Annotated in this window: 16 protein-coding genes; 5 read left to right on the forward strand and 11 right to left on the reverse strand. The window is 67.1% G+C overall.

The window, feature by feature from the left end:
• Positions 1 to 91: 91 nt before the first annotated feature.
• Together ACOYYX_RS04680 and ACOYYX_RS04685 are read right to left on the reverse strand one after the other, a co-directional pair.
• The gene (locus tag ACOYYX_RS04680; RefSeq protein WP_422928774.1) at positions 92 to 1,108 is read right to left on the reverse strand and encodes a hypothetical protein; all 1,017 of its coding nucleotides are present in this window, start codon (positions 1,106 to 1,108) and stop codon (positions 92 to 94) included.
• Positions 1,108 to 2,109 carry a hypothetical protein gene (locus tag ACOYYX_RS04685; RefSeq protein WP_422928775.1) on the reverse strand — a complete coding sequence of 334 codons (1,002 nt, stop codon included), beginning with the start codon at positions 2,107 to 2,109 and terminating at the stop codon, positions 1,108 to 1,110. Before ACOYYX_RS04685 ends, ACOYYX_RS04680 begins: the two co-directional genes overlap by 1 nt.
• Before the next feature lie 860 nt (positions 2,110 to 2,969).
• Here ACOYYX_RS04685 and ACOYYX_RS04690 point away from each other — a divergent pair.
• Positions 2,970 to 3,704, forward strand: coding sequence for an SGNH/GDSL hydrolase family protein (locus ACOYYX_RS04690; protein ID WP_422928776.1), 735 nt, complete (start codon positions 2,970 to 2,972; stop codon positions 3,702 to 3,704).
• 112 nt (positions 3,705 to 3,816) lie between these two features.
• Here the strand turns inward: ACOYYX_RS04690 and ACOYYX_RS04695 are convergent, their stop codons facing one another.
• The 4 genes from ACOYYX_RS04695 to ACOYYX_RS04710 form a co-directional block, all read right to left on the reverse strand.
• Positions 3,817 to 4,773, reverse strand: coding sequence for an endonuclease/exonuclease/phosphatase family protein (locus ACOYYX_RS04695; protein WP_422928777.1), 957 nt, complete (start codon positions 4,771 to 4,773; stop codon positions 3,817 to 3,819).
• A gap of 191 nt (positions 4,774 to 4,964) precedes the next feature.
• Entirely contained in the window at positions 4,965 to 5,588 is a 624-nt protein-coding gene (locus ACOYYX_RS04700; RefSeq protein ID WP_422928778.1) for a DUF2239 family protein, read from the reverse strand.
• Positions 5,589 to 5,870: 282 nt separating this feature from the next.
• Positions 5,871 to 6,233, reverse strand: coding sequence for a YciI family protein (locus ACOYYX_RS04705; protein ID WP_422928779.1), 363 nt, complete (start codon positions 6,231 to 6,233; stop codon positions 5,871 to 5,873).
• A gap of 78 nt (positions 6,234 to 6,311) precedes the next feature.
• Entirely contained in the window at positions 6,312 to 6,839 is a 528-nt protein-coding gene (locus ACOYYX_RS04710) for a hypothetical protein (protein ID WP_422928780.1), read from the reverse strand.
• A gap of 426 nt (positions 6,840 to 7,265) precedes the next feature.
• On the opposite strand from ACOYYX_RS04710, the gene ACOYYX_RS04715 reads away from it, so the two are divergent.
• Positions 7,266 to 8,606: a Gfo/Idh/MocA family protein gene (locus ACOYYX_RS04715; protein WP_422928781.1), complete on the forward strand. Its 1,341-nt coding sequence runs from the start codon at positions 7,266 to 7,268 to the stop codon at positions 8,604 to 8,606.
• Positions 8,607 to 8,764: 158 nt separating this feature from the next.
• Here ACOYYX_RS04715 and ACOYYX_RS04720 read toward each other — a convergent pair whose 3' ends face one another.
• The 4 genes from ACOYYX_RS04720 to ACOYYX_RS04735 all read right to left on the reverse strand — a co-directional run bounded on the left by ACOYYX_RS04720 (position 8,765) and on the right by ACOYYX_RS04735 (position 14,357).
• Positions 8,765 to 9,232: a nuclear transport factor 2 family protein gene (locus tag ACOYYX_RS04720; RefSeq protein WP_422928782.1), complete on the reverse strand. Its 468-nt coding sequence runs from the start codon at positions 9,230 to 9,232 to the stop codon at positions 8,765 to 8,767.
• 137 nt (positions 9,233 to 9,369) lie between these two features.
• Positions 9,370 to 13,401, reverse strand: coding sequence for an FtsK/SpoIIIE domain-containing protein (locus ACOYYX_RS04725; protein ID WP_422928783.1), 4,032 nt, complete (start codon positions 13,399 to 13,401; stop codon positions 9,370 to 9,372).
• The gene (locus ACOYYX_RS04730; RefSeq protein ID WP_422928784.1) at positions 13,398 to 13,637 is read right to left on the reverse strand and encodes a hypothetical protein; all 240 of its coding nucleotides are present in this window, start codon (positions 13,635 to 13,637) and stop codon (positions 13,398 to 13,400) included. The genes ACOYYX_RS04725 and ACOYYX_RS04730 overlap by 4 nt, the downstream gene beginning before the upstream one ends.
• 90 nt (positions 13,638 to 13,727) lie before the next feature.
• Positions 13,728 to 14,357 (reverse strand): hypothetical protein, encoded by a 630-nt coding sequence (locus ACOYYX_RS04735; RefSeq protein WP_422928785.1) that lies wholly within the window; start codon positions 14,355 to 14,357, stop codon positions 13,728 to 13,730.
• A gap of 433 nt (positions 14,358 to 14,790) precedes the next feature.
• Between ACOYYX_RS04735 and ACOYYX_RS04740 the strand changes: the two genes are divergently transcribed.
• The 3 genes from ACOYYX_RS04740 to ACOYYX_RS04750 all read left to right on the forward strand — a co-directional run bounded on the left by ACOYYX_RS04740 (position 14,791) and on the right by ACOYYX_RS04750 (position 22,564).
• On the forward strand, positions 14,791 to 16,080 hold the full coding sequence (locus ACOYYX_RS04740; RefSeq protein WP_422928786.1) for a BCS1 and AAA domain-containing protein: 1,290 nt from the start codon (positions 14,791 to 14,793) through the stop codon (positions 16,078 to 16,080).
• 317 nt (positions 16,081 to 16,397) lie between these two features.
• Positions 16,398 to 18,104 carry a di-heme oxidoredictase family protein gene (locus ACOYYX_RS04745; protein WP_422928787.1) on the forward strand — a complete coding sequence of 569 codons (1,707 nt, stop codon included), beginning with the start codon at positions 16,398 to 16,400 and terminating at the stop codon, positions 18,102 to 18,104.
• Between the two features lie 365 nt (positions 18,105 to 18,469).
• Complete coding sequence (locus ACOYYX_RS04750) at positions 18,470 to 22,564, forward strand: WD40 repeat domain-containing protein (protein WP_422928788.1); 4,095 nt, start codon at positions 18,470 to 18,472, stop codon at positions 22,562 to 22,564.
• Positions 22,565 to 22,624: 60 nt separating this feature from the next.
• Here the strand turns inward: ACOYYX_RS04750 and ACOYYX_RS04755 are convergent, their stop codons facing one another.
• Positions 22,625 to 24,583, reverse strand: a complete 1,959-nt coding sequence (locus ACOYYX_RS04755; RefSeq protein ID WP_422928789.1) for a prolyl oligopeptidase family serine peptidase — start codon at positions 24,581 to 24,583, stop codon at positions 22,625 to 22,627.
• Positions 24,584 to 24,618: the final 35 nt, after the last annotated feature.

Genomic DNA, 24,618 nt, shown 5'->3' on the forward strand with positions numbered 1-24,618 from the left:
CACGAGCGGGCCTTGATCGGGGCCCGCGTCATCGGTTCCTGTGCGTCGTGCCTGGATGTTTACGAGTCGACATGGGTTCTTGTCGGGAGCCTCAACGTTTCCTCGATCCCGGGAGGTTGAGGCCGATGATCTTGCGCCCGAACACCCGGATCTCGAAGAGGCTCGTCCGCTTGGGTCCCTCGGGAGGAGGAGGTGTTTCCTCGGGTTCGTCGTTCCTGGCGGCGTCCTTCGGGGCGGCCTTGACGATGTCCTTCGGGATGGCCTTGGCATCGACCTTGGCGGCGTCCTGGGCGGGTGCTTCCTGGATGGGCTCGGTCGGCAGGGGCGCACCGCCTCGGTAGACCGTGGCCTTCTCCCGGCATTTCTCGACGACGACGTTGCCGAACCTGGACATCGGGGCGAGGGCGTCCTTCTCATTGCCGAAATTCAGGCAGAGAGACATCGGAGGCTTCGCCAGGCAGGCTGAGGACCAGAGATTGTCCTGCACGCCCGGGGGCCAGAGGTTGACCCGGTTGCCGTCATCGGGTTCCAGGGCCGTGTCGGGGTCCAGGGCGAACGGCGGGGTCCAGGAGATCAGCGGGAGGTCGGCCGGGAACCACTCGCGGGGCTCGCTGGGGCTCGCGGTCAGGGCGCGGCCCTCGCTCGGGGGGGCTTCCTTCCAGCGCGCGGCGACGTACTCGTCGTAGAGCGGCCCGAAGATCGGGCGAAGGTTGCGCTTCAGGGCGGCCAGCTCGGGGATGCCGGGATGATGCGGGCGCTCGGGGAACTCCGCCTCGTCGTAGCGGGCGACAGCGCCGAGGGTCACGTAGACCTCCCGGCCCTCGGGGTCGAGGGTCTTGCTCTTGTCGTCCGAGAGCATCGTGGCGGGCAGGGTCACGCCCACGCCGCAATGGGTCGGGCTCTTGAAGAGGAAGTACCGGGCGACGCCGAACGCGCACGCGTACGAGGCCTGGAGCCGCGAACCCCGCAAGAAGCCCTCGGCCCAGGCCCGATCGTCCTGGCCGAACGAGGCGGGGATCGCGAGGTACGAGTAGTCGGCCCGGGAGGTCTTCCCGAAGACCAGGGGTTCCCAGACGGCCTGGGCTTTCGATGTCGTCGATTCGGACATCATCGCACGCCCTGCCAGCGGCCGCCGGCGAGGGTCACGCGCTCATGCCCCTGGAAGATGGACGTCTTGGCGAAGTAGCCTTCGAGCGACGCCATCCGCTTCTTCAAGGCCTCGAGCGTCGCGCTCTCCTGCTCGATCTTCTCGCGGAGCTCCCGGGTCGTCTTGGTGCCGAGGTAGTACCAGTACGCCTGGACCCCCTTGGTCCGCTTCTGGAGCAGGGAGTCATTCAGCTTGAGCAGCTCTGCCTTCTCCGCGGCCTTCGCCTGCACGATCTTGTAGGCCGTGTAGGCGAAGGGGGCCGGCAGGTAGTCGAAGTAGGCGTTCTCCGGCTTGATCGAGGCCGGGCTGATCATGATCTGCCGGTTCTGCTCGAACCAGGGGTGGAACCGGGTGCGGACGAGGTCCTCGAGCGCCGGGTCGATGGCCGGGAGCGGGGCCGGGCCGGCGCCCGGGGCCGCGTGCCTCGGCGTGCCGGGCTCGGGCTCGTTGCTCACCGTCTGGAAGAGGTCGGCCTTCGACACGAGGATGACCAGCGGGACCTGCGGGAGGTCCTTCGAGAGCGTCCCGAGCCGGCCGATCTTGTTCCGATCCTTGACCTTCCGGGATTCGAGCGTCGCGCTCTCGACGCAGAGGAAGAGGCAGTCGGCCTCGGTCAGTTGCGTGCGCAGGGTCTCGTCTTCCTCGGGCGTCGCGTCCTCCCACAGGGCCGCGCCGCGGTAGTCGACCCAGGATATGTTGATGAGAGGCTTCTGGCTCGCGCGCAGCTCGAGCAGGTAGGTCATCGGGAAGTCGGTGCCCGGCGGGCTCCAATCCTCGTCCTCGATCTTCTCCCAGAGGGTGCGGAAGATGGCGTCGTCGCGATCATTCTGCGTGTAGAGCGTGAACGGCAGCTTCAGGGAGAAGTCGCTGAAGGCATTGTACATGCCGTACATGAAGCAGGTCTTCCCGCTCCCTGTGTGCCCCAGCATGCCCACCTTGGCTTCGGCGATAATCGTTGACAAGGGCGAGTCCTCGGCGCGGAAATGGGAAGGGTCCTGAGCCAGGAACATAAATTTGTGCAGCCCTGGGTACGAAGTCGACACCGGCGGCCGGCGAGGGTTCCCGGGCAAGACGTGGGGATTCGACAAGCCGCGATCGGCCCCCATCCCTTTTGCCCTGACATCCCTCGAATGCCCAGATTCCCCGGCTTCCCCAGTACGGTACGACGGGACGCCAACCGGGAAGGGGCCGGGCCCTCTCGCCGACGACAGGCCGGTCGAGGCCACGCCACTCCGCCGAGGCCGCACGCCGGAATTCCACGGCGACCAGACGCATCGGCGGCTTGCAAGCGTCGCCAGCCGATCCACTCGACCGATGGGTTCAGGGCGGCCAGAACCAAGATCGCGATAGCTTAACGTCCCGCGGGAATGATGCGGAGAGGAATTTCCCGGGAGCCCCTTCTCGTACGAACGGCACGGTCGACGCCAATCGTACGGTAAATTACCCCAAATACCCGCATTCACGTGAATCGCTTCCGTTGGAGTTCATTCTTCAACGAAAGAGTCTCGAAGATGCAACTTGCGCTCCGTTCCGGTGACGTCCCGCGTCGTCTCGCCGGAATTCCTTGGCCAGCGGCACATGCTGATGCAACATCGCGCGGTATCGTCGTAGTCGTCGTCTGGCTAGCTGCGGGGGGTAACGAGCCTTGGGGGTTCCCTGGAGCGACCCTCTCCTCTAGGTGCGGTTGAGTGAGTCGCCTCATCCCGGCCGTCGACGGCGGGCAACTTTTCGACGGGTCTGATGACGACCTCCGCGGCGTCGGCTACGCTGGTCGGCCGTTGTGATCCTCGGCGTGGGCCTTACTTCCTTCCAGGAGCCGACTTTGAGACTCATTTCGGCCAGGCATGCGGTGGTGGTGGCGATCCTCGGGCTGGCGTTCTCATGCCTGCTGACGATGGCGGCGCCTGGGGACGGCCTCAAGGTCGGGACCTTGCCCGTCGGCAAGGTCGTGTTCCTGGGTAACAGCATCACGCTGCACGGCCCCGCGCCCTCGATCGGCTGGACGGGCGACTGGGGCATGGCCGCGACCTCGCGCGAGAAGGATTACGTCCATCGGCTCCTGGACCTAATCGCGAAAGAGGCCGGAGGCGCCCCGAAGGCGATGATCCGCAACATCGCCGATTTCGAGCGGAACCAGACCGACTTCAAGACCGGCGAGGCCTTGAAGGAGGAACTCGCCTTCGAGCCCGACGTCGTCATCCTCGCGATCGGCGAGAACGCCCCGTCGCCGAAGACGGATGAAGAGCGCCGGCGTTTCGCCGACGCCTTGCGGGATCTCCTCGCCCAGATCCATCAGCATGGCCATCCCAGGGTCTTCGTCCGGAGCGAGTTCTGGGCCGATGCCGAGAAGGATCGGATCCTCAAAAAGGCCTGCGACGACGCCGGCGGGATCTACGTCGACATCGAGAAACTGGGTGCGGACCCGAGCAACGCCGCGCGATCGGAGCGTCAGATCGAGCACGCCGGCGTCGCCGCCCACCCCGGCGACAAGGGCATGTCCGCCATCGCCGACGCCCTCTGGCAAGCCATCAAGCAGGCCGGCCACGCGAAGCCCTGACGCCGATGCCGAACCGGGCGATCCACCGAATGCTGGTGATCGCCCGGTGCTTCAAGGAATCGGAGTGAGATTCAAGATCGCTTCGAATTCCGATGTTGGAGCGGAGAGGCGTTCAGGGCCAGTCGAAGACCGTGAGGACGGCGGAGTGGTCGGACGGCCAGCGGTTCGCGTGCCGATCAATCATCCTGGACTCGCGGGGCTTGAGGGCATCGCCTTTCCAGTAGATGAAGTCGATCCGGTCCTGGATCTGCTCGGGGAAGAGCGGGGTCCAGGTCCGGTCCTTCGCGCGGTCGATGGCGGGGTTGCAGACCCGGTACGAGTCCCGGAACCCGGCGTCGGCCACGGCCTTCGTCACGGGCCACTCGGCGACGAGGCCGTACTGGGAGCGGGCCTCCTCGACGTAATCGAGATGCGAGTTGCTGTTGAAGTCGCCCGCGAGGATGACGGGGACCCCCTTGAGGTCGGCGGTCTTCTCGCGGATCCCCGCGAGGATCTCGCGGATCTCGACGACGCGGCTCGGCCCGTCCTTGGCGAGGAGGTCGGCGGCGTCGCGGCCGTCGCGCGAGTGCGGGTCGGTCCAGATGTCGTCGACGTAGTGGATCCAGACGGAGAAGACGGCGAACTGCTTGCCGTCTGGCCGCTCGATCAGGGCCCCCACGCAGTGGAAAGGCTTGTAGACCGAGAGGTCCTTCTTCACCGGCCAGCGGCTGTGGATCGAGACGTTCGTACCCCTGGGGAGGAAGTGGAAGCCGAGCCCTTTGGAGATGACCTCGCCGCTCCCATAAGTCTCGACCATCGTGACGACGTCGGCCCCGCTCTCCTCGATCACGTCGACGACCCGCTTCTGCTTGGCCGCCTTGATGGCCGGATCCGAGGTCTTCTTCGCCTCATCGCCGCCGTTCCAGATATTCCAGTTCAGCACCCGCAGCTCCTGCGGGCGTTCCTCGCCCCGCGCCGAGGCCGTGCAGACGGCCAGCGCCACGAGCGCGAGGAACGTGAGCCGCGAGGTTCGGCGAGTGTCTTTCTCGCAGCGAGATCGTTTGATGGAACCAGGCGAAAAAATTAACATGCGAATACTCTTGGGGGTTGGCGATTCGCGTGGTGCTAAGGTTTTCGGAGACGCGCCGCGATTCTAGCATCCTTCGGGATGAGTGCGAGAACTTCGATGTCGGGCAACCTCCTGTCAGATCAGAAGCTTCCCAAACGACGCGGGCCGGCCGCGAGGCGCATGGCTCTCGCGGCCGGCCCGATTGATCCGGCTCACTTCACGGCGTCCTGGAAAACGACGTCGGCGAGCTTCCTGGCGTGGTCGCGGACGTCGGTCGGCCAGTCCTGCGTCAGATCCGAAAAACGAAGCCGATCGCCGGCGAAGAGGGCGCGGTTGGCTTCCTCGAAGCCTGGCTGGTTGCCGGCCATCGCCGAGATGAAGCGATAGGCGGCCTCCTGAGACTTGCGGAGCCGGTCCTTGCCCTCGTTGGCCCGCCTGGCGTCCTCGACGAGCTTGCGGAGCGCCACCGAGGCACCTCCGGGCTGGCCGTTGAGCCATTCCCAGTGCCGAGGCAGGAGCGTCACCTCGCGGGCGACCACTCCCAGCTTGGGCCGGCCGGGGCCTCTCGGCGAAGTGCCTTCACCCTCGGCAGGGCTCGGGGCGAGCCGCTCGGCATAGTAGGGGGAACCCTCGAGCCGCTTCAAGACATCCTCGGCCGTCCCCCGGAAATCGACCTCGATGAGCTCGCTCGTGGCGTCATCGAAGATGAGGACCGGAGCCCGCTCGCCGCGGTCGAGCACCCCCTTCGTCGAGAGGGCCACCTGCACCAGGTCGCCCGAGGCGATCCGGTCCGTCCCCTCGAAGGCCGTGCAATATGTCGGAGTTCGCGTCTCCATCGCCTGTTCCTTTCGTGTTCGTCCTAGACCTGTGTGACTGTCGAAGGGATATTACCCGGGCGAAAACAGAAGTCAATATTGCCCGGGTAAAATTGTCGGCGAATTCCGGAGGAAGGAGCCGGCGGCTCCTGAACGGCGAGTTCCTCGAGTCGGTCGAGGAGGAGCCGGCGTTCGGGCTTGGTGCAGGGGAAGGACCTGGCGCAACGTCGCGAGCCTCCGCCACGCCTGTTGGCGGGGCGGAGGCTCGACGAGTTCGTGGACGCAGGGCTCGAGGCTGATCGATCAGTCGTCGCCGCAGCCGAGCGGGTCGACCTCGCGGATGACGATGCTGCCGTACTGGAGGTGGGGGCAGTCTCGGGCCAGCTCGACGGCCTCCTCGTAGCTCGAGGCCCGGATCGTGAAGTAGCCGGCGACCACTTCCTTGGTCTCGGTATAAGGGCCGTCGACGACCGTGACCTTGCCCTCTCGGCTCGAGAGGAGCTTGCCCCCTTCCTCCTTCAGCTTGTCGCTCGACACCAGCCTGTCTGCCGTGACGATCCTGTCCTTCCAGGCCCGGTACTTCTCGAGGATCTTCCGGATGTCTTCGGGTGATGCTTCGTCGAAAGCCTTGGGCTCGTCGTTCCGGAGCAGCATGAATCGGGGCATGGGCGAATCCTTCTGGAAAACGATCGTCTCGAAGCGTCCGGCGGCGGCTGATGCGAGCCGATCAGGGCAGGTCCGGCCTCACTTCGTCTTGCGGACGAGGTCCAGGTTCACCTTGTGGCAGTCCTTGCCGGCCTTGCAGTTGACCCACTCGGCCTTGAAGTGGTCCTTGTCGATCAGGGTGAAGGTCGCCCGGCTCATGTAGCTGTCATCCTTCGACTTGAGGTTGCCGACGCTGACGACCTCGAAGGGGATCTTGCTGACGTCGATGCCCGACTCGGCCTTCATCCGGGGCTGGTTGCCGAGGACGCAGTAGTGTGTCAGGATGAGGTCGTCGCCATCAAGGGTGTACATCGTGATCATTTCATTGCCCTCGCCGCAGGAGATCTTCTCCTCCACGGCGGAGCCCCCGGCCGTGACCCGGAACGAGCTGACGTGCTTGTTGGTCGGCTTACCGTCCTTGTCGGCCTCGACCCAGTCCCCCTCGAGCGCCTTGATCGCTTCGAACCGGGCCGCATTCACGGACGAGGCCTTCTCGGCCGCGTTGGCCGTCGCCACGATCGCCAGCAGGGCCACGACGAACACCGAGAGCTTGGTCGCGTACTTCATCAGACATCTCCTCGCATGAAACCCCGTCGAAGCCTCACCGTTGGCCCCGACGCAATCCAGACGAACGGGCGGGGCCGAAATCGACGACGACTTTTCGAATTCCTCGAAAATCGTCCCCGGGCACTCTGCGAGGCGGCTCGTCGCGCTCGGAGTCGAACTTGAATGGATCTCGAAAAACGAAGGGTGAAAAGGTTCTTGAAGATTCTCCCTTGGAATTCCTGAAGTTTGGGTGTCGAGCGGCCGACGGATCGGCGATCGCCGAGGGATGGAGAGGGACTCCGAATCGGTTCGTCGAGGGGAATCGGGGAAAGGCAGCGGCCGGATTGGGCGGCGACCCCTACCGTCTGTTTTTGCCGGCCCTTTCTGTATAGATTCGATCGCCAAGGGTCTGCTCGTCCTTTCCGAGGCTGCTCGAGGGGTTTCAAGATGAATCGACGCGAGTTTCTCCAAGCAGGTATGGCCGGGCTCACGCTCTCGGGGGCGGGCGGCCTCGTGCTGGGTTCCACGGCCGCGGCGCCGAAGCGGGTCGGCCTGATCGGCTGCGGCTGGTACGGCAAGTGCGACCTCTTCCGGCTCCTCCAGGTCGCTCCGGTGGAAGTGGTCTCGCTCTGCGACGTGGACAAGAAGATGGTGGCCGAGGCCGCCGACATGGTGGCCGAGCGGCAGGTCTCGAAGAAGAAGCCTCGCACATATGGCGATTACCGCGAGATGCTCAAGGACAAGGACCTCGACATCGTCCTCGTCGCCACGCCCGACCACTGGCACGCCCTGCCGATGATCGCGGCCGTCGAGGCCGGCGCCGACGTCTGGGTCCAGAAGCCGATCAGCCTCGACGTGGTCGAGGGGCAGGCGATGGTCTCGGCCGCGCGCAAGCATAAGAAGGTCGTCCAGGTCGGAACCCAGCGACGGAGCACCCCGCACCTGATCCAGGCCAAGGATCGGATCGTCGCCGAAGGCAAGCTCGGCACGGTCGGGCTCGTCGAGGTTTACTGCTACTACCACATGCGGGCCAAGGGGAACCCGCCCGACACGGCGCCGCCCGAGTACCTCGACTACGAGATGTGGACCGGCCCCGCCCCCATGCGGCCGTACAACTCGTGGGTCCACCCCCGCGGCTGGCGCGCCTTCAACGAGTATGGCAACGGCATCATGGGTGACATGTGCATCCACATGCTCGACATGGTGCGTTGGATGCTGGGGCTCGGCTGGCCGGATAAGGTCAGCTCCTCGGGCGGGATCCTCGTCGAGAAGTCGAGCAAGGCGAACATCCCGGATACCCAGTCGGCCACCTTCTCCTTCGGCGACCTGCCGGTGGTCTGGGAGCACCGCACGTATGGGCGAGCGGCCGACCCCGACTACCCGTGGGGGGCGACGATCTACGGCGACAAGGGGACCCTCAAGCTGAGCGTCAACGGCTACGACTTCATCCCGATGGGCGACGGGAAGACCGAGCACGTCGACGTGAAGTACGAGCTCGAGGAGTTCCCCGTCGACAAGACCGAGAAGGACCTGGAACGCCACGTCGCCCCGGCGATCCGGGGACACATGAAGAACTTCCTCGCCGCCATCGAGGACCGCAGCAAGCCGGTGGCCGACATCGAGGAAGGGCACATCTCCACGGCGAGCTGCATCCTCGCGAATCTCTCGCTCCAGCTCGGCCGCTCGTTCTCCTGGGATTCCAAGGCCCAGCGCATCATCGGCGACGACGAAGCCAACCGGCACCTTCGCCGGCCCTACCGCGCCCCATGGGTGCATCCCGAAGTCTGACGCCTTCGCTTGCAATAGAGCGAATGACCAGGGTGATCCGCCCCGGAGTCCGGTTCAACCGGGCGCCGGGGCTTTTTCTTTTGCACTAGCAAAGGATTTTGATGTGAATGATTCGGTCGCAGCCAGACTTGTCTAGAAATTACGAAATGCAAGTATAGTCAGCAGATCGAGTGTCCGTCGACCAGCTCGCGGATGAGGATGGCCTTGCCGTCGCGGAAGGTGAAGAGCTGGGCCCAGTGGAGGTCGTAGTCGGTGCCGGGGCCCTTGAATCGGCCGCGCTCGCGGGCGATGACGATCACGGTGTCCCCCTGGGCGACCACGTGCTGGATCTCGGGCTGCTGCTCCTCGACGCCCGAGAAGTTCTCGAGGATGGCCCGCGAGACCTCGTCGCGACCCCGCCAACGCCCGCGGAAGGGCAGCCCCTCGGGGCCGGTGATCTCGAGCTCGATGTCGTCGTGGAAGTTCCGGAAGGCCGACTCGAAGTCGCCGCGGATGATGTGGTGATACATCTCCCTGGTGAGCCGGACGTGTCCCGCCTCGGTGGCCTTGTGGCCGACCTCGGCGTCGCCCTCCGCGAAGGCCTGCTCGATCCGGTCGAGGAAACGACTCATCGTCTCGGTTGACATGAGGGGCTCCTTTGGAGCGCGGCTCGTGTTTGGGAGATAGCTCGCGAGCGAGATGCGATCGTCCGCGTCGAGGCGTCGGTTCCTCTTCCTCGAGGCAGCGACGTCTCCTTCCATTTTACATAGCTTTGAGATCAGGGCTATGTGGACTGGGCGGACGATTTTTCCGGATCGACCTCGCGACGCCCGAGCCGATCCTCGACGGTCTTGAGCCACTCATCCTCGGGGATCCCATAAGGCCGGAACTTCTCGAGCCGGTTTTGCTCCTCGCTGGCGAAGTAGGCGCGATGGGGCCCGAGGCGGCTGGCCAGCGGCGAATCCAGGAGCATCGACGAGTCGGTCGGGCTCATCTGGAAGAGGGCCCGCATGTCGAACTCGCGGAGGCTCTGGTGGTCGAAGATCCGGTTCAGGTTGATGACGTTGTCGCACCAGACGACGAGGTGGACCCCCAGCGTCGGGCCTTCGCGGAGGATCGTGGCGAGGTGGTCGGCCGGGGTTTCTTCCTCGTCGCGCGAGAAGCCGAAGTCGTTCTCCTTCCGCCTCAGCTCGCGGAAGCGGGGGATGTCGTGGATGAAGAGGAAGGTCTCGGGGCCGTCGCCGGCGTCGTGCCCCTGGCGGCGTTTGACGTCTGCGGCGACCTCGCCCAGGATCCGGGTCACGTCGCGGCCGGTGCCGAAGGTCGGCGCGTGGGGCAGGCGTTTGGCGAGGGCTTCGAGGAAGGTGGCCCGGGGATGGTCCTCGGGCGTCCCGTCGAGCACGAAGAAGCGGGCGCCGAGGCGGACGGTCTCGGAGGTCGCCGGGGCGTACTGCGAGGCGAGCGAGATCAAGGAGGCGGTCATGATCCCCAGCGCCGCCTCGTCGTTCTGGCCGACGATCAGCAGGTGGTTCCCCCCCTGGCGGCGGAAGAGGGCCGAGGTCGGATCCTTGATCGCCACCGGGTCGCCGAGCCAGGCCTGCGACGATCGCGGCGTGGCCGGCCAGGCCGGGGCGTCGAGCCTGGATGTTAGCAGGGGGTTGCGGGCGAGATCGGTGGCGGCGTCCCCTTCGAAGACGATCGTCTCGCGCTTCGAGACGGGTTTGCGCTCGACGGTGAGCTCGCGAAGGCGTTTCAGGTAGACCTCGCGGCGGGCGTCGGAGAGCCAGACGACCTGGAAGAAGTGGTTCCCCTCGGGCTGGCCGTTGGCGTCGTTGTAGATGGCCTCGCCGGGCCTGGAGAGGAGCCGCGCGGCCGGGTTCTGCTCGTTGAGGATCATCGGCGCGTCGGCCTCGCTGCACTGGAGCGCCACGCGGACCGCCATCTGGCCGAGGGTCGTCCGCGCCAGGGCGTAGGCGCCGCCGAGCGACTGCGAGCCGAGCAGGACGTGCACGCCGAAGGCCCGGCCTTGCCGCACCAGGCGATCGAGCAGCAGCGAGGCCTCCTGCGCGACGCGGTCCTCCTCGACGAAGAACTCCTGGAACTCGTCCACGATCAGGAGCATCCGGGGCAGGGGGGGCGTCCCCGGCGCATTGCGGTACGACTGGATGTCCTGAACCCCCGCATCACGGAACCGCTCGCCGCGCTCTCGCATCGCCGTATCCAAACGCTGGAGGACGCTGATGCCGAACTCGCGCTCGCTCTCGATGGCGACGACGCTCGCGTGCGGGAGATGTTGGGTCGCGTAGACCTTGAACTCGACCCCCTTCTTGAAGTCGATCAGGTAGAGGTCGACGTCGTCGGGGCTGTAATTCAAGGCGAGGTTGACGATCAGGGCGTGCAGGAGCGTCGATTTGCCCGAGCCGGTGCGCCCCGCGATGAGGACGTGCTGCGAGGTGCCGTGCCCGAGCTCCAGGTGCTGCCGCTTGGTGGCGCCGGCCTTGCCCAGGGCGACGTCGATTCCCGAGCGGCTGTCGAGCGACCAGAGAGCGTCGTCGGCCGGGGCGATGAAGTCGAACGGGACCTCCACCCGCTTGGCCGTCCGGGCGAGGGCGCCGGCTTGCTGGATCAGGCGCGTCGCGGCCTCGGCGGCGGGGGGGGCTTCAAGCGTTAAGGGATAACGGCCGAACTCGGGGTCGTCCCAGACGAGCCGGCCGTCTCGCCAGGAGAGCCTCGAGGCGTTCGGGCGGAGCCGGTCGAGCGTGAAGTCGGGGGGCAGTGGGCGGTCGAGGTCGACGTGGATCAGCGTCAGCACGCCGCAGGGGATGCCGCCGGCCATGATGTCGGCGAGCCGCTGCGCGGCCTTGTCGTCGAACTTGGCGGGGAAGTCGGCGACGACCAGGACGCGATAGGGCTCGGCCACCTCGCCGGCCACCGCGTTGTAGTCGTTGAGGGTGGCGTACTCGTTGCGGAGATAGCGCTGGGTGACGCGTTCCATGTGGGCCGAGAGCTCGGCCAGGCGTTCCTCGATCTGCTGAGGCTCGGTCCAGACCTGGTTGGTGACGAGGGCCTCGTCGTAGTCGGCCAGGTGCATGAACGCGCCGAAGCCCCGGCCGATGCCGATGGGGTCGATGATCGTGAACCGGACGAGCCCCGGGGGCAGGCTCGTGAGCAGGCGGAACATCGTCGCCTGGAGGAAGGTCAAGGCCGCGCCTCGGCCTTCGCCCGACGACTCGATGAGCAGGTTCGCCCGTTCGGGGAAGGGCCGGAGGGCCTCGAAGTCGAAGCGGGCTGGGATCCCCTCCATGAGCCTCGGATCGGCCGGGAGGCCGCCGGGCAGCCCGGCCATGTCGATGGCGAACTTGCCGAAGCGGAGGGCCGGCGGCAACTGGCGCGGGGTGGGGCGATCGGGCCGCGAGAAGGCCTCCCAGGCGGGGGCGAACTCGTCGAGCTCCCGGGCGATCTCGTCCAGCTCGGTCCGGACCCGGGCGATCCCCTCGCGCCAGCGGCCGGCCATGTCATTCCAGGCGGCCTGGTATCGGGAACCGATCTTGTCCTTGAGGTCGCCGTGCCTCTCTTCGAGCTGGCGGAGGTTGGTGTCGAACCGGTTTTGCACTTCAACCTTGCGTTGTTCGTAGGCCTCGATGGCCTCGCGAGACTCGCTGTACTGCCGGTTCTGGATCTCGATCATCCGCTTGCCGTACTTCTCGTTGATATCGCGGAGGCGCTCGTCGCGCTGGGCCTCTCCGAGGACGACGGCCTGGTCGTGCCGCTGCTTCGCCTGCGTCGTCTCGGAGTCGCGACGCCCGGCGACCGCGGCTCGCTCGGCCTTCGTCTGCTCGGCGACGCCGGCGCGGAGGAAGCCGAGCTCGGCCTCGGCGTCGATCGTCGACTGGAAGAGTGGGTCGAAGAGCTGGCTCACCTGGTTACTGGCCAGGACGTAAAGCTGCTTGCGGAGCAGGAACCCGCCGACTCCGGCGATGGCCGCCGCCGTCCCCGCGCCGGCCGCGAACCCCTGCATCTGGATCAGGGGGACGATCACGATGCCGAAGAGCACGACGAAGAGCCAGATCCAGCGGTTCCCCTTCAGGGCCCTGGGGATGAACAGCTCCTCGACGAGCTTCAAGGGGGCCGCATCCCTGGAGAACCGCTCGAAGAGCTCGGCGATGGGGTCGCCCGGGCGTGCCGACTCTCGCTTGACCGTCGGCTTGGTCGACGGCTCCTTGAGCCCGAACTTCTGGTAGTCGGCATGGACCGCGTCGAGCCGGGCCCGCTGCGACAGGAGCAGCTTGGTGACCTCCTCGATCGGCTTCATCGCCTCGGCGTGCTTGGTCTTGGCGTTGCGCTCGCCCGAGGCGAACTCCGAGGCGATCTTCTGATTGTCCTTGTTGAGCTGGAGCTTGGCCCTCTCCCGGAGGCCTTCGAAGTCGGCGGCGATCTTGCGGCTCGCCCTGGCGAACTCGGCCTTGGCGTCGGCCTCGCCCGAGGCCGCGGAGTCGATGATCGCCCGGCGCCTGGTCTCGTCGGCCCGGCGATCCTCGTCCTGGATCCGGCGGTACTTCTCGATCAGGGCGGGGCGGGACCGCTCGTATTCCTGGTCGGCGAGGGTGGCGCCGGCCGCCCTCGCCTTCTCGCACGAGGCCTCGGCGGCGGCCCGCTCGGAGACGAGCACGAGCAACTCCCCGTGCAGCCTGCGGCCGCGCTCGATCAGGTCGCCCCGGGGCTCGAGGATTTTCGGGACGGGGAAGGTCTCCGACGCCGGATCGTCGCCGGCCTTGGGCTCGGATTCGGGGGGGCTCGGCCGCAAGAGTTCGCTCACAGCATCTCACTCCGGTCGGAACAATCGCGGCGGACCTTGTGGAGCAGCTCCGCGAGCTTGTGCATGCCGATCATCGCGGCGGCCACGGCCGGGTCGAGCGGCCGCAGGTGGCGCTCCTCGAACCGGTTTCGGACCGAGTCCTGCCAGGTCGCCTCGGTGACCTTCCACTCCTCGCTCAGCGTGTTGAGCGCGCTCTTCATGCGGTTGGAACCCGCGATGACTCGTGCGTTGGCCATGGTCGAGTGGGCCCTTTGATCTGATCTGGGGAAGAGTGACGACGTCGGCACTTTTTGAAGCGAGGACCTATCGTTCGGGCGAGGTGCGGATCATGGGGGCGTCTCCGCGTCGTCTCTCTCTTCGGCGGCCTCCTCGACCTCCGTTCCAGGCTCCTCGGACCGGTGCGGCTCGGGGTCCTCGCGGAAGATGTCGTCGGCGATGGATTCGAGCGGCGAGGCGGCTCCCGGCAGCGAGGGAGGGGAGAGGCTCAGGTACGACTCGAGCGCCTCGATGATCCGGCCCAGGCGCTGGGCGGCGCGGAGGATGTCGCCCCCCGCGAGGTCCTTGATGCGGCGGACGCTCCCCTGGTACTCGAAGATCGCCTGGCGGAGGATCGGGTCGTATTTCTTGACCATCGCCGCCCGCATCTCGGCCTCGTGGAGGCTGGCCTCGGCCTGGCGGAGGATCTCCTTCTGCTCGCTCATCGACGGGTTGTTGTGGGCCGTCTTCATGAGTTGCCGGCGGAAGACCTCGGCCTTGGCGATGGAGACCGCCTCACGCCTCTTCTTGATCTGCTCCCGCCAGAAGGCCGGGCGGTCGTGCTGGAGCCAGTGCGAGACCCGCCGCGCCTCCATGTCGACCGCACCGATGGCCGCCATCGTATCCTCGGAATAGACGGCGAGGGCGGCCTTGAAGTGCTTGAGCTGCTCGATCGAGCGGACGTCGGCCTGATTGCTCATGAGTGTCGCCCCCGGCCGACGACGGATCGCCGCGTCGGGCGCGGCGAGAGGCGGCGCAGTCGATCCAACGGCGACCCCTCCTCGTCTCCAGCGACGAGGGTAACAGTGACCGGCCTTGATGTAAAGCCGACGCGATTGATCGCTCCATTGCATGCGAAGTCGCGGCAAACCCATCTCTGCCCGGCCCATCCGCGAGCATCCCTGGACTCGTGATGTGTCGGGGAAACGACCTTTTGGAAAACCCCGAAGATCGACGCGAACTCGCCGCGGGGTTCGAAGCTCTAGTCCGGGGCGTCCCGAATGATCCAGAAGGCCCGACCCCCGGCGTCATCCTCCGCGGCTCCGACGAGACAGGGTATTCATCCCGGGCATACTTCCGAGAGGCGAGGGTAGGGCGATGGCCTTGGACACGATCGCGGCTTCGATTCAAAACATGATGTCATCGAACCAGTTCCTCTCGGGCGGGTTCATCCTGATGATCGGCGGGTTCGTCCTGAACTGGGCCCGCAGCATCCCCCAGTTGATCAAGGAGCTGTTCCTGCGGAAGTTCACCACGATGATCGAGGTCACGAACCGCGACCCCCTCTTCTGGTGGACCGAGCAATGGCTGGCCTCGCACCCTTATGCCAGCCGCTCGGGCCTGCTCTCGGCGTCGTCGAGGCGCACCCCGGACGGCGACCCATCGGACGATGACGACGACACGAGCCCCGAGCCGGTCCCTCCTCGGATCGACTTCTCGCCGGCCCCCGGGAGCCACTGGCTGCGCTACGGGGGATGCTGGCTCCACGTTTCTCGGGCCAGGGAGGACCGCAACAACCCCGGGCAGGCGACCCTCGACTTCCGCGAGACCTTACAACTCAGGCTCTTCAGCCGCGATCGCACGGCGGCCCGCAAGCTCTTCGAGGAGGCCCGCGACCTCGCCTTCCCGCCCGAGGATCGCCGCATCATCATCTATGGGAGCCGCTGGAGCGACTGGAGCCAGGTGGCCAAGGTGCCGCCCCGCGAGCCCCGATCGGTGATCCTCGAGGACGGCATCCTCGAGGACGTCCTCGGCGACATCGTCGAGTTCCTCGGCTCGGCCTCCTGGTATCGGGATCGCTGCGTGCCTTATCACCGCGGCTATCTCTTCCACGGCGAGCCCGGCAACGGCAAGACCTCGCTGATCACGGCGGTCGCCACGCACGTCGGCTTCCAGATCGCCATCCTGAACCTCGGGCGCGAGGGCCTCGCCGAGGACACGCTGCGGCAACTCGTTGCCTCGCTGCCCGAGCGGACGATCCTCGTCGTCGAGGATGTCGACCGCGACCTCACGCCGGCCAACGAGACGGGGCAGGTCGCCACGGCGCACAACAAGCTCTCGTTCTCGGCATTATTGAACATGCTCGACGGCATCGGCACCCCCGAGGGCCGGATCATCTTCATGACCACCAACCACCGCGACCAGCTCGACCCGGCCATGGTCCGCCCCGGGCGCATCGACCGCGAGTTCGAGCTGAAGAACGCGACCCCCGACCAGGCCAGGCGCATCTTCCTCCGTTTCTTTCCCGGCGAGGCCGAGTTCGCCGAGCAGTTCGCCGACCGCGCTGGCGACCGGGAACACTCGATGGCCAAGCTCCAGGGTCATCTCCTCCTGCACCGGGATTGCGCCCACGAAGCGGTCAACGCCGCCTGGGACCTCGCGACGAAGGACGAGTCGAATCTCCCTTGTGAGTTCGTGATCTGATGAGTTCCGCGCCGGGCCAGACCCCTTTCGGATCGGCATGCCGCGATCTTTCCCAGACCCCGCAGCTTGGCGGCGTCGCGCATTGCCCCGCATGATTATTCCGAGATTCTCGGCCCGGAAAGAGGCGATTCCGGGCGCAACCCGTTTCGCTCATCTCGGTTGCGAGGAATCCTGTTAGACGTGTGATGGTCAAGAATTCTTTTAAGTTTTTCGTTACGTCATGGGCGAGGGACATGGTATTGTAGTGCCGCACGTCGCATTCTCACCGATCGAACGAGATGACTCCAAGGGAGGGACTCGCGATGCGGAGGTCCGGCATGATATCCCCTCGTAAGGCGGCCTGTCTGGGTTTGCTCGGAATCGTCGGCCTGACGGGAACGGGGCTGATCGTCACAACCAAGGCGCCCGCCGCCGACTCGAAGGCCGGTAAGGTCGATTCGGTCGCGCTCGGCCGCGAGATATTCAATCGCGAATGGCTCCCGGGCGACGGCCGCAGCCACGGCGGCGACGGCCTCGGGCCGGTCTATAATGACACCTCGTGCGTCGCCTGCCATAACTCGGGGGGCGTCGGCGGTGGCGGCCCCTTGAGCAAGAACATCGACATTCTGAGCGCCTCGGGGGGCTTCATCCCGCCGGTGGTCGAGGCGGGGCAGGCGGCCAAGCCCGGCCAGCCCCAGCGCCCGACCTCGGATACGAAGGCCCTTTATAAGGTGCATGCTGGCTTCCGCGCCGGTCGCACGGTGGTCCTGCACAAGTTCGGGATTGACCCCAACTATCAGGCCTGGCGGAAGTCGTCGCTCACGCCCCAGACGCAGGGAGCGATGCCACTCGGGCCAGGGGTCGTTGTGTTTAATGGGGGCGTCGGGCAGGTGGTGACTCCGCTCGGAGCACCACAGCAGACGGAATTCGCCAGCGTGACGACGACCGTGACCGAGAGCGTCGCACCTGTACCCACAGGGCAGGTCGTATCCGTGCCGCAGGCTCCCCAGACAGTGGCTCCAATCGAGCCGCCGCAGGCTACTGCTACTGTCGCCTTCGAAGGTAACATCACCCTCAACAGCTTCGGGACCACCCCGGCAACGGCCGGCTCGGCCCGCGCCCAGCAGCAGTTGCAAGAGGCCTTTGCCTCGATGGTGAGCCGCACGAAGGGGCAGATCCCGGCCGGGGAATTCGTGGTCTCGCACTCGCAGCGGAATGCCACCTCCCTGTTCGGGATCGGCCTGCTCGATGCGATCCCCGAGGCGGTCATCGAGGCGGGCGCGAAGCCCTCAAAGGATTTTCCCGAGACGCTGGGGCGCGTCAGCCGCCTCAAGGACGGCCGCGTCGGCAGGCTCGGCTGGAAGGGGCAGACGGCCAACTCCGAGGACTTCGTCCTGACGGCCTGCGCCGTGGAACTCGGGCTCGAGGTGCCGGGGCATGAGCAGTCGATCAGCCCCCAGGCCCCGAAGTACAAGGCCGGCGGTGAGGACCTGACGGCCGATGAGTGCTCGGCGCTCGTCGCCTACGTCCGCAGCATCCCGCGCCCGCTGGAGCGTGTCGGCCAGTTGCATGAGGAGAAGGAGACGATCACGGGGGGCAAGGCCCTCTTCGCGAGCGTCGGCTGCGCCTCGTGCCACAACCCCAAGCTCGGCGACGTCGACGGCGTCTACAGCGACCTCCTGCTGCACGACATGGGGCCGGAACTGGCCGACAACGGCTCGTACAACGGCGACGGCGACGATTCCGACCCGCTGAACCCGGTGCTCGGGAATGACATCCAGGCCAGGGCGAACCGCCCGGCGACCAAGCAGGAGTGGCGGACCCCGCCCCTCTGGGGCTTCCGCGACTCGGCCCCCTACCTCCACGACGGCCGCGCCGACACGCTCGAGCAGGCGGTCGCCGGGCACGGCGGCCAGGGGCGGGCCTCGGCCCTGCGGTTCTTCGAGCTCTCGCACAAGGATCGCCTCAAGCTCGAGGCCTTCCTGAAGGCGCTGGTCGCCCCGGGCGCCGGCGGCGAGGACCGCGCCATCGCCGCCAAGTATTGATCCGACGATCGCGACGCGAGGGCCGGGGCTCCACAGGTCCCGGCCCTCGTCGCGTCCTGTCGTGTCGCGAACGGGGATCGGGTGCCGCCTGCGGCAGGCCAACCCGGATGTCGATGTCGACCTCGACGCCCTGACACGTCTTCCGAGGGACGGATGGCCGATCGTCGCCAATCCCCGGCTTCCATCTTCGCCCGTTCAACAAACACACGCATCAGCAATGTCCCGATGATGGCCGGGGTTCTCCGTGCCGTCTCGGGTATGCCCGTGCGCCTTGCGGGGTCGTTCGCGTTCTTTCAATAGGAGGGACACCCGGGATGTCTGCGACGCGAAGTCGATCTGGGAGACGACGAGACGGGGCCTCGAGGTTGACGGGCCTTTGGCTCGGTGCCTGGGCTCTGGCCCTGGCGGTTGGCGGGGGCGTGGTGCAGGCCGAGCCCTCGTCAAAGGGGCATTCCGGCAGCGTCATGGCGGTCGCCTATTCGCCGGACGGCAGGAGCCTGGCGTCGGCGAGCGAGGATCGGCTCGCCAAGGTCTGGGACCTCGAGCAGAAGAAGCCCAGGCTCGAACTCGCGGGGCACGAGGGCCGGGTGTCTTGCCTCGCGTATTCGCCCGATGGCAAGACCCTCGCCACGGGGTCGCAGGATCGGACCATCCGGCTCTGGGATGCGGAGACCGGCCGGGCGCGGGGTACGCTCAAGGGGCATCGGGGAGAGATCCTCGGCCTGGCCTTCTCGCCCGACGGCAACCGGCTGGCGTCGGCGGGGGTGGACGCCTCGGTGATCGTCTGGGACTGGAGGGAGAAGAAGGTCATCGATAAGTTGCGCGAGCACCAGACGGCCGTCAGGGCGATCGCGTATTCGCCCGACGGCAAGTCGCTCGCCTCGGCCGGCGGCTCCCACGTCCGGATCAATGACGCCGCGACGTTGAAGCCCAAGCAGACGATCAACCTGCCCGCGGGGGGAGTGTTGTGCCTGGCCTTCTCCCACGACAACAAGAAGCTGGCCACCGGCGGTATGAGCCTGCAGGTGCAGGTCTGGGATGTCGAGACGGCGAACCTGATCTCCGCCCTGAACCCGACGGGGGACATCCTGGCCCTGAAGTTCTCGTACGTGGCGGATATCCTGGCCGTCGTGAGCGGGACGGCCTCCGGCGAACACCCTGCGCCCGCGGTCATCGCCCTCTGGGACATCGGCCCGAACCAGGCCATGCGAGGTTCCTTCCGAGGTCACCTCGGCAACGCCTTCTCGATCGCCTTCTCCCCCGACTGCGGCCAGCTTGCCACGGGCGGCGACGACCGCACGATCCGACTCTGGGACGCGGGGCAGAACCGGATGGTCGCGGTCCTCGATGGTTGGCTCCCGCCGGGGTTGGAGAAGACCGCCCCGATTTTGAACCTCGACCCGGTCGAGGTCGTCGCGGCCTCCCCCGACGGCAAGACGGTGGCCGTCGCCACGTCGGGCGACTCCGTCATCACCTTCTGGGACGCGGCGAGCCGGAAGGTCGAGAAGACCCTGCCGGCCCTGGAGGGGAAGGTCCACGTACTCGTCTTTTCGCCCGACGGCAAGACCCTGGCGTCGGGGGGCGAGGACGCCAAGGTGACACTCTGGGATCCGGCGACGGGGGCCGTCGTCGGCAAGCTCGAAGGGCATTCGGGCCCGATCACCTGCCTGGCCTTCTCCGCAGACGGTTCGAAGCTGGTCACCGGGGGGCAGGACGCCGCGGCGATCCTCTGGGACCTGGAGCGCCGGGCCGAGATCGCCACGTTCGCCAGGCACACGAGCACGATCACCAGCGTCGCCCTGAGCCCCGACGGCAAGACCCTGGCCACCGGCAGCCAGGACTGGACGATCAAGGTCTGGGACGTCGCCAACGCCCGCGTGCGATCCAGCTTCGAGCGGCATCGCGAGTGGATCCACGCCCTGGCGATCTCCCCCGACGGCAAGACCCTCGCCTCGTCGAGCGCCGACGGCACGACCCGGCTCTGGGACCTCTCCGACGGCTCGGATCGCCCCCCCCTGAAGTCGCACGTCGGCGCGGTGCGATCGCTGGCGTTCCTGCCCGACGGCGCGTCCTTGATCACCGGCGATGACCGCTCGCTCCGGCGCTGGGACGTCAAGGACGGCCATCTCCAGGCGATCGTCGCGCAGGCCCACCACGGGCCGATCATGTCGATGACGCTCTCGCATGACGGCCATTTCCTCGCGACCGGGAGCCTCGACCGCGAGGTGAAGCTCTGGGATGTGGATGCTCGGCTCGCCCCTCGCCCGTTCGTCGGGCATGAGGCCCGCGTGACCCGCCTCGCGATCACCCCCGACGGCAAGACTTTGGCCTCGATCGCGATCGACGGGGCCTTCAAGACCTGGGACGTGGCGACCGGGCGAGAACTCTACAGTGTCGCCGGCACCGGCTCCTCCCCCGACGTCCTCTCCATCACCCCCGACGGCAAGACCGTGCTTCACAGGCGGACCTCGAACTCTCAAGGGCCCTCGGACAACTTCGAGTTCACCGACATGGAGTCCGGCAAGACCCACGGGATCGTCATCGGTGATGATCGTTTCTGCAGGGCGATCCCGGTCAGCAAGGATGGCCGCCGGGCCGTGGCTGTGGGCCGGGCGCTCATCCTCGTGGACGTCGCGGGACGCCTCGCGCTCGACCACTTCTCGACCAGCACGGAGCCGAATTACCAGAGCCTGTCGGGAGACATCTCGCCCGACGGCAAGACCCTCGCCACGGGGGATAACCAGGCCGTCGTCACGCTCCGGGATATCGAGAAGAAGACGGTCCTCGCGACCTTGAAGGGGCACTCCGAGCGCGTCAACGCCGTGGCCTTCTCGCCCGACGGCAAGGTCCTCGCGAGTGGCTCGACCGATCGCACCGTCAAGCTCTGGGACGTCGCCTCGCATCGCGAGATCGGCGTCCTGCGCGGGGCGACGAAGGGGGTGACGGGGCTCGCCTTCGCCCCCGATGGGAAGACCCTGGCGTCGCTCTCTGATGGTGACACCGTCGTGCGCCTCTGGGACGTCGCGGCGAAGCGGTCGCGAGGCCTGATCGAGCTGGATCCGTCGGCCGTGAAGGCGGGGGATACGCTCGCGAGCGTCGTCTTCACCGCCGACGGCAAGCGGCTCCTCACCGGGAGCAGCCAGGGGATCCTGGCCTGGGACCTCGCCCCCGGCGCCGCCGCCCAGCTCGGCCCAGAGGACCCCGCGCAGCACGAGCCGAAGTTCACGCTCCGCGGGCATGCGGGCATCGTCCGCGTGGCGCTTTTCTCGGCCGACGGCAAGACCCTGGCGACCCGGGGCGACGACGGCCTCATCAAGGTCTGGGACGTGGCGACGGGGCGCGAGCGCTTCTCGTTCGGCTCCAAGACCGAGCCCGCCCGGTCGCTGGCCCTCGCCCCGGACGGCAAGACCCTCGCCATGGGCCTGCGAACCGTCAGGCCCACCGCAGTGCCACTGCCACCGGTGCAGGCGCCGGGTGCCGCGCCCCTTCCGGCTCCGGCCCTCGAAGAACCCGCCCCTGCACCCGCACCCGCACCGGTCCCCATGTTCCAGCCGGGGATCGCGCCCCCAAAGTTGGAGGAACCCAAGGCGGAGGCTCCCAGGGAGGAGGAACCCGCCAAGCCCAAGGCTCCGATCATCGAGGTCAAAATCTGGGACCTTGGCGACGGCCACCTCCTCGACAGCCTGACCGGCCACCAGGGGGAGGTCGTCACGATGGCGTATTCCCCCGACGGCAAGACCCTCGCGACGGCGACGAAGGCCGGGGTCCTGAAGCTCTGGGACGCGACGAAGTCGCACGAGGAGATCCCGTTCACCTCCTCGCGCGAGGGTAAGATCGACCTCGTCGGCTTCGCCCCCGACGGCAAGGCGCTCGTCGCGGCGAACGCCCAGCAGGGCTCGATCTGGGTCTGGGACCTTTCGCCCCCCAAGATCCGGGCGACCTTGAATCACCTCGGGGGCATGGCGGCCGTCCGCGTGAGCCCGGATAGCCGGCTCCTGGCGAGCGGCGGCGGCCAGTCGCAGCCGAACGTCCTCGAATACTACCGGAGCGGCGGTCAGGTCCGCCTCTGGGACCTCGCCACCGGCGAGGAGTCGGCCTATCTGGGAGTGCCGGAGGGCAAGGTCACGCGCATCGTCTTCGCCCCCGACGGCAAGGCCTTCGCCGCTGGGACCGATACCGGCTCCACGCTCCTCTGGCAGCTCGAGGACCTCAAGCCGATCAAGGACGTGACGTTCTCCCCGAACGCCTCCCCCGCGCTGGCGTTCGCCGACGACGGGCAGTCCCTCATCGTCGGCGGGGGCGACGGGGTCCTGAGGCTCCTGGACGCGAAGGCGGGGGACCTGAAGTCGAGCCTCTACGGCCACACCGACGCCGTCGAGTGGCTGGCGGTCTCCCCAGACGGCAAGACCGTGGCCTCCACGAGCAAGGATGCCACGGTCCGCCTCTGGGCCCTGCCTTGAGGCCCGCCAAGCCTCGACGGATTGCCCGAAGGCCAAGGGCCCCTCGATGGGTCGGCGGGGTCAGGAACTTTCGCCCAGGAGATACGTCTTGAGGAAGAGGATCTGGGCGGCCTGCAGGTAGTCCTGGTTCTTCTTCTTGGCGAAGCCGTGCCCCTCGTCCTTGCCGAGGATGTACCAGACCGGCTTCCCGTTCGTCTTGACCTTGGCGACGATCTGCTCGGATTCGGTGACGGGGACCCTCGGGTCGTTCTTCCCCTGGACGACGAGCAGCGGGACGCCGATCTTCGACGCGTTGGTCAGCGGCGAGATCGCCTCGAGATGCTTCCGCATCTCCGGCACTCGCTCGTCGCCGTACTCGGCGCGGCGGAGGTCTCGGCGATAGCCTTGCGTGTTCTGCAGGAACGTGACGAAGTTCGAGATCCCCACCACGTCGATCCCCGCCTTCAGGCGGTCGCTGTAATGGGTCAACGAGGCGAGCGACATGTACCCGCCATAAGAGCCGCCAACCACGGCCACGCGTGAGGCGTCGAAGCCCGCGTCCTTCGCGACGTGGTCGAGCAGCGCCCCGATGTCCTTGACCGAGTCCTCGCGCTTCATGCCGTTATCCAGCTTCAAATACGTCTTGCCGTACCCGTCCGAGCCACGGACGTTGGGGTAGACCAGGGCGATGCCCAGCTCGTTGATGAGATAATTCGCCCGGGCGAGGTAGCCGGGGCGGAACTGGCTCTCGGGGCCGCCGTGGATGTCGATCAGCACGGGCCGCTTGCCCGGGAACTTCGTCGGATCCGGGCGGTAGACGAACGCCGGGATCGACTTGCCGTCGAATGAGGGGAAGCGGATCAGCTCGGGCTCGGAGAACGCCTCGGGGTTGATGCCGCCGGTCTCGGACTTCGTCCAGCGCTCAAGGATGCCGCTGGCGAGGTCATACGAGTAGACATCGGCCGTCGACCGCGCCGAGGTCAGCGTGAAGGCGAACTCGCGCGAGCCCTTGCGGAACTTGAGGCCGGCGATCTGGCCGGCGGGCAGCTTCGGCGCGGGGCGCTCGCGGCCTTCGGCGTCTCGGATCCGGAGCCGGGAGATGCCGTCCTCATCGGTCACGAGCGCGATGAACTGGCCGTCGTCCGAGAGGTCGAACGCGTCCACATTCCAGGGGATGTCGGCGGAGAGCCGGGTCAGCTCCTTCGTCGCGATGTCGTAGCGCACCAGGCGCTTGAACTCGGACTCGAGGTCGGTGATGCCGTAGAGGGACTTGCCGTCCTTCGACCAGCGCACGTCGGAATACGCCACCGTCTCCTCGCCGGGTTTCGGCCGGGGCGTCAAATCCTGCGTCTCGCCCGTCTCGACGTCGATGATGTGGACGTAGTCCTCGTTGATCGAGATCGACTCGACGGCGACGACGTGCTTGTCGTCGGGGGACCAATCCGTGACGGCCCAGTCGCCCGACACCTCCTTGAAGAGGCGGACCGAGTTCGGCTTGGTGATGTCGACGACGTACAGGTCCATGTCCTTGCCGTTGCGGGCGTTGCTGCTCCAGGCGAGCTTGCTGCCCGAGTTGGACCACTCCGCCAGGACGTGCCGCGATCGGCCGTCGCTCAGTCGAGAGGCCTGGCCGGTGGCCGGATCCTGGAGGAAGACCTGATAGTTCTCGGCGCCCCCCTCGTCGGCCGAGTACGCGAAGACACCGGGGCCGGTGCCCGGCTGCGGCGAGGCGCCGGTGACGCGCTCGTTGAGGAAGGTGACCTGGCTCCGGTCGCCGCCGGGGAAGGCGACGCGGTGGACCTGGTTCGTGTCGGCGAAGCGCGTCAGGATCAGGATCTCGCGTCGGCCGCCGACCCACCCCTGGAAGACCGCCGAGCGGCTGTTCTGGTAGCGGGCCAGCGACTGGGTCAGCTCCGCCGGGACGGGCGGCACCCCCTCGGCGGCGATCGAGTCGGGCACGGCCTGGGTCTGGGCATTAGCGATGCCGGAGCCGGTCGCCAGGGCGACGGCCAGGCCGAAGGCGGCTGCGTACTGGTGCATGCTCTCCTCGCGTGCGGGGCAACGATGCGATGCGA

Source organism: Singulisphaera chitinilytica, assembly GCF_049331405.1.
Lineage (GTDB): Bacteria > Planctomycetota > Planctomycetia > Isosphaerales > Isosphaeraceae > PoT.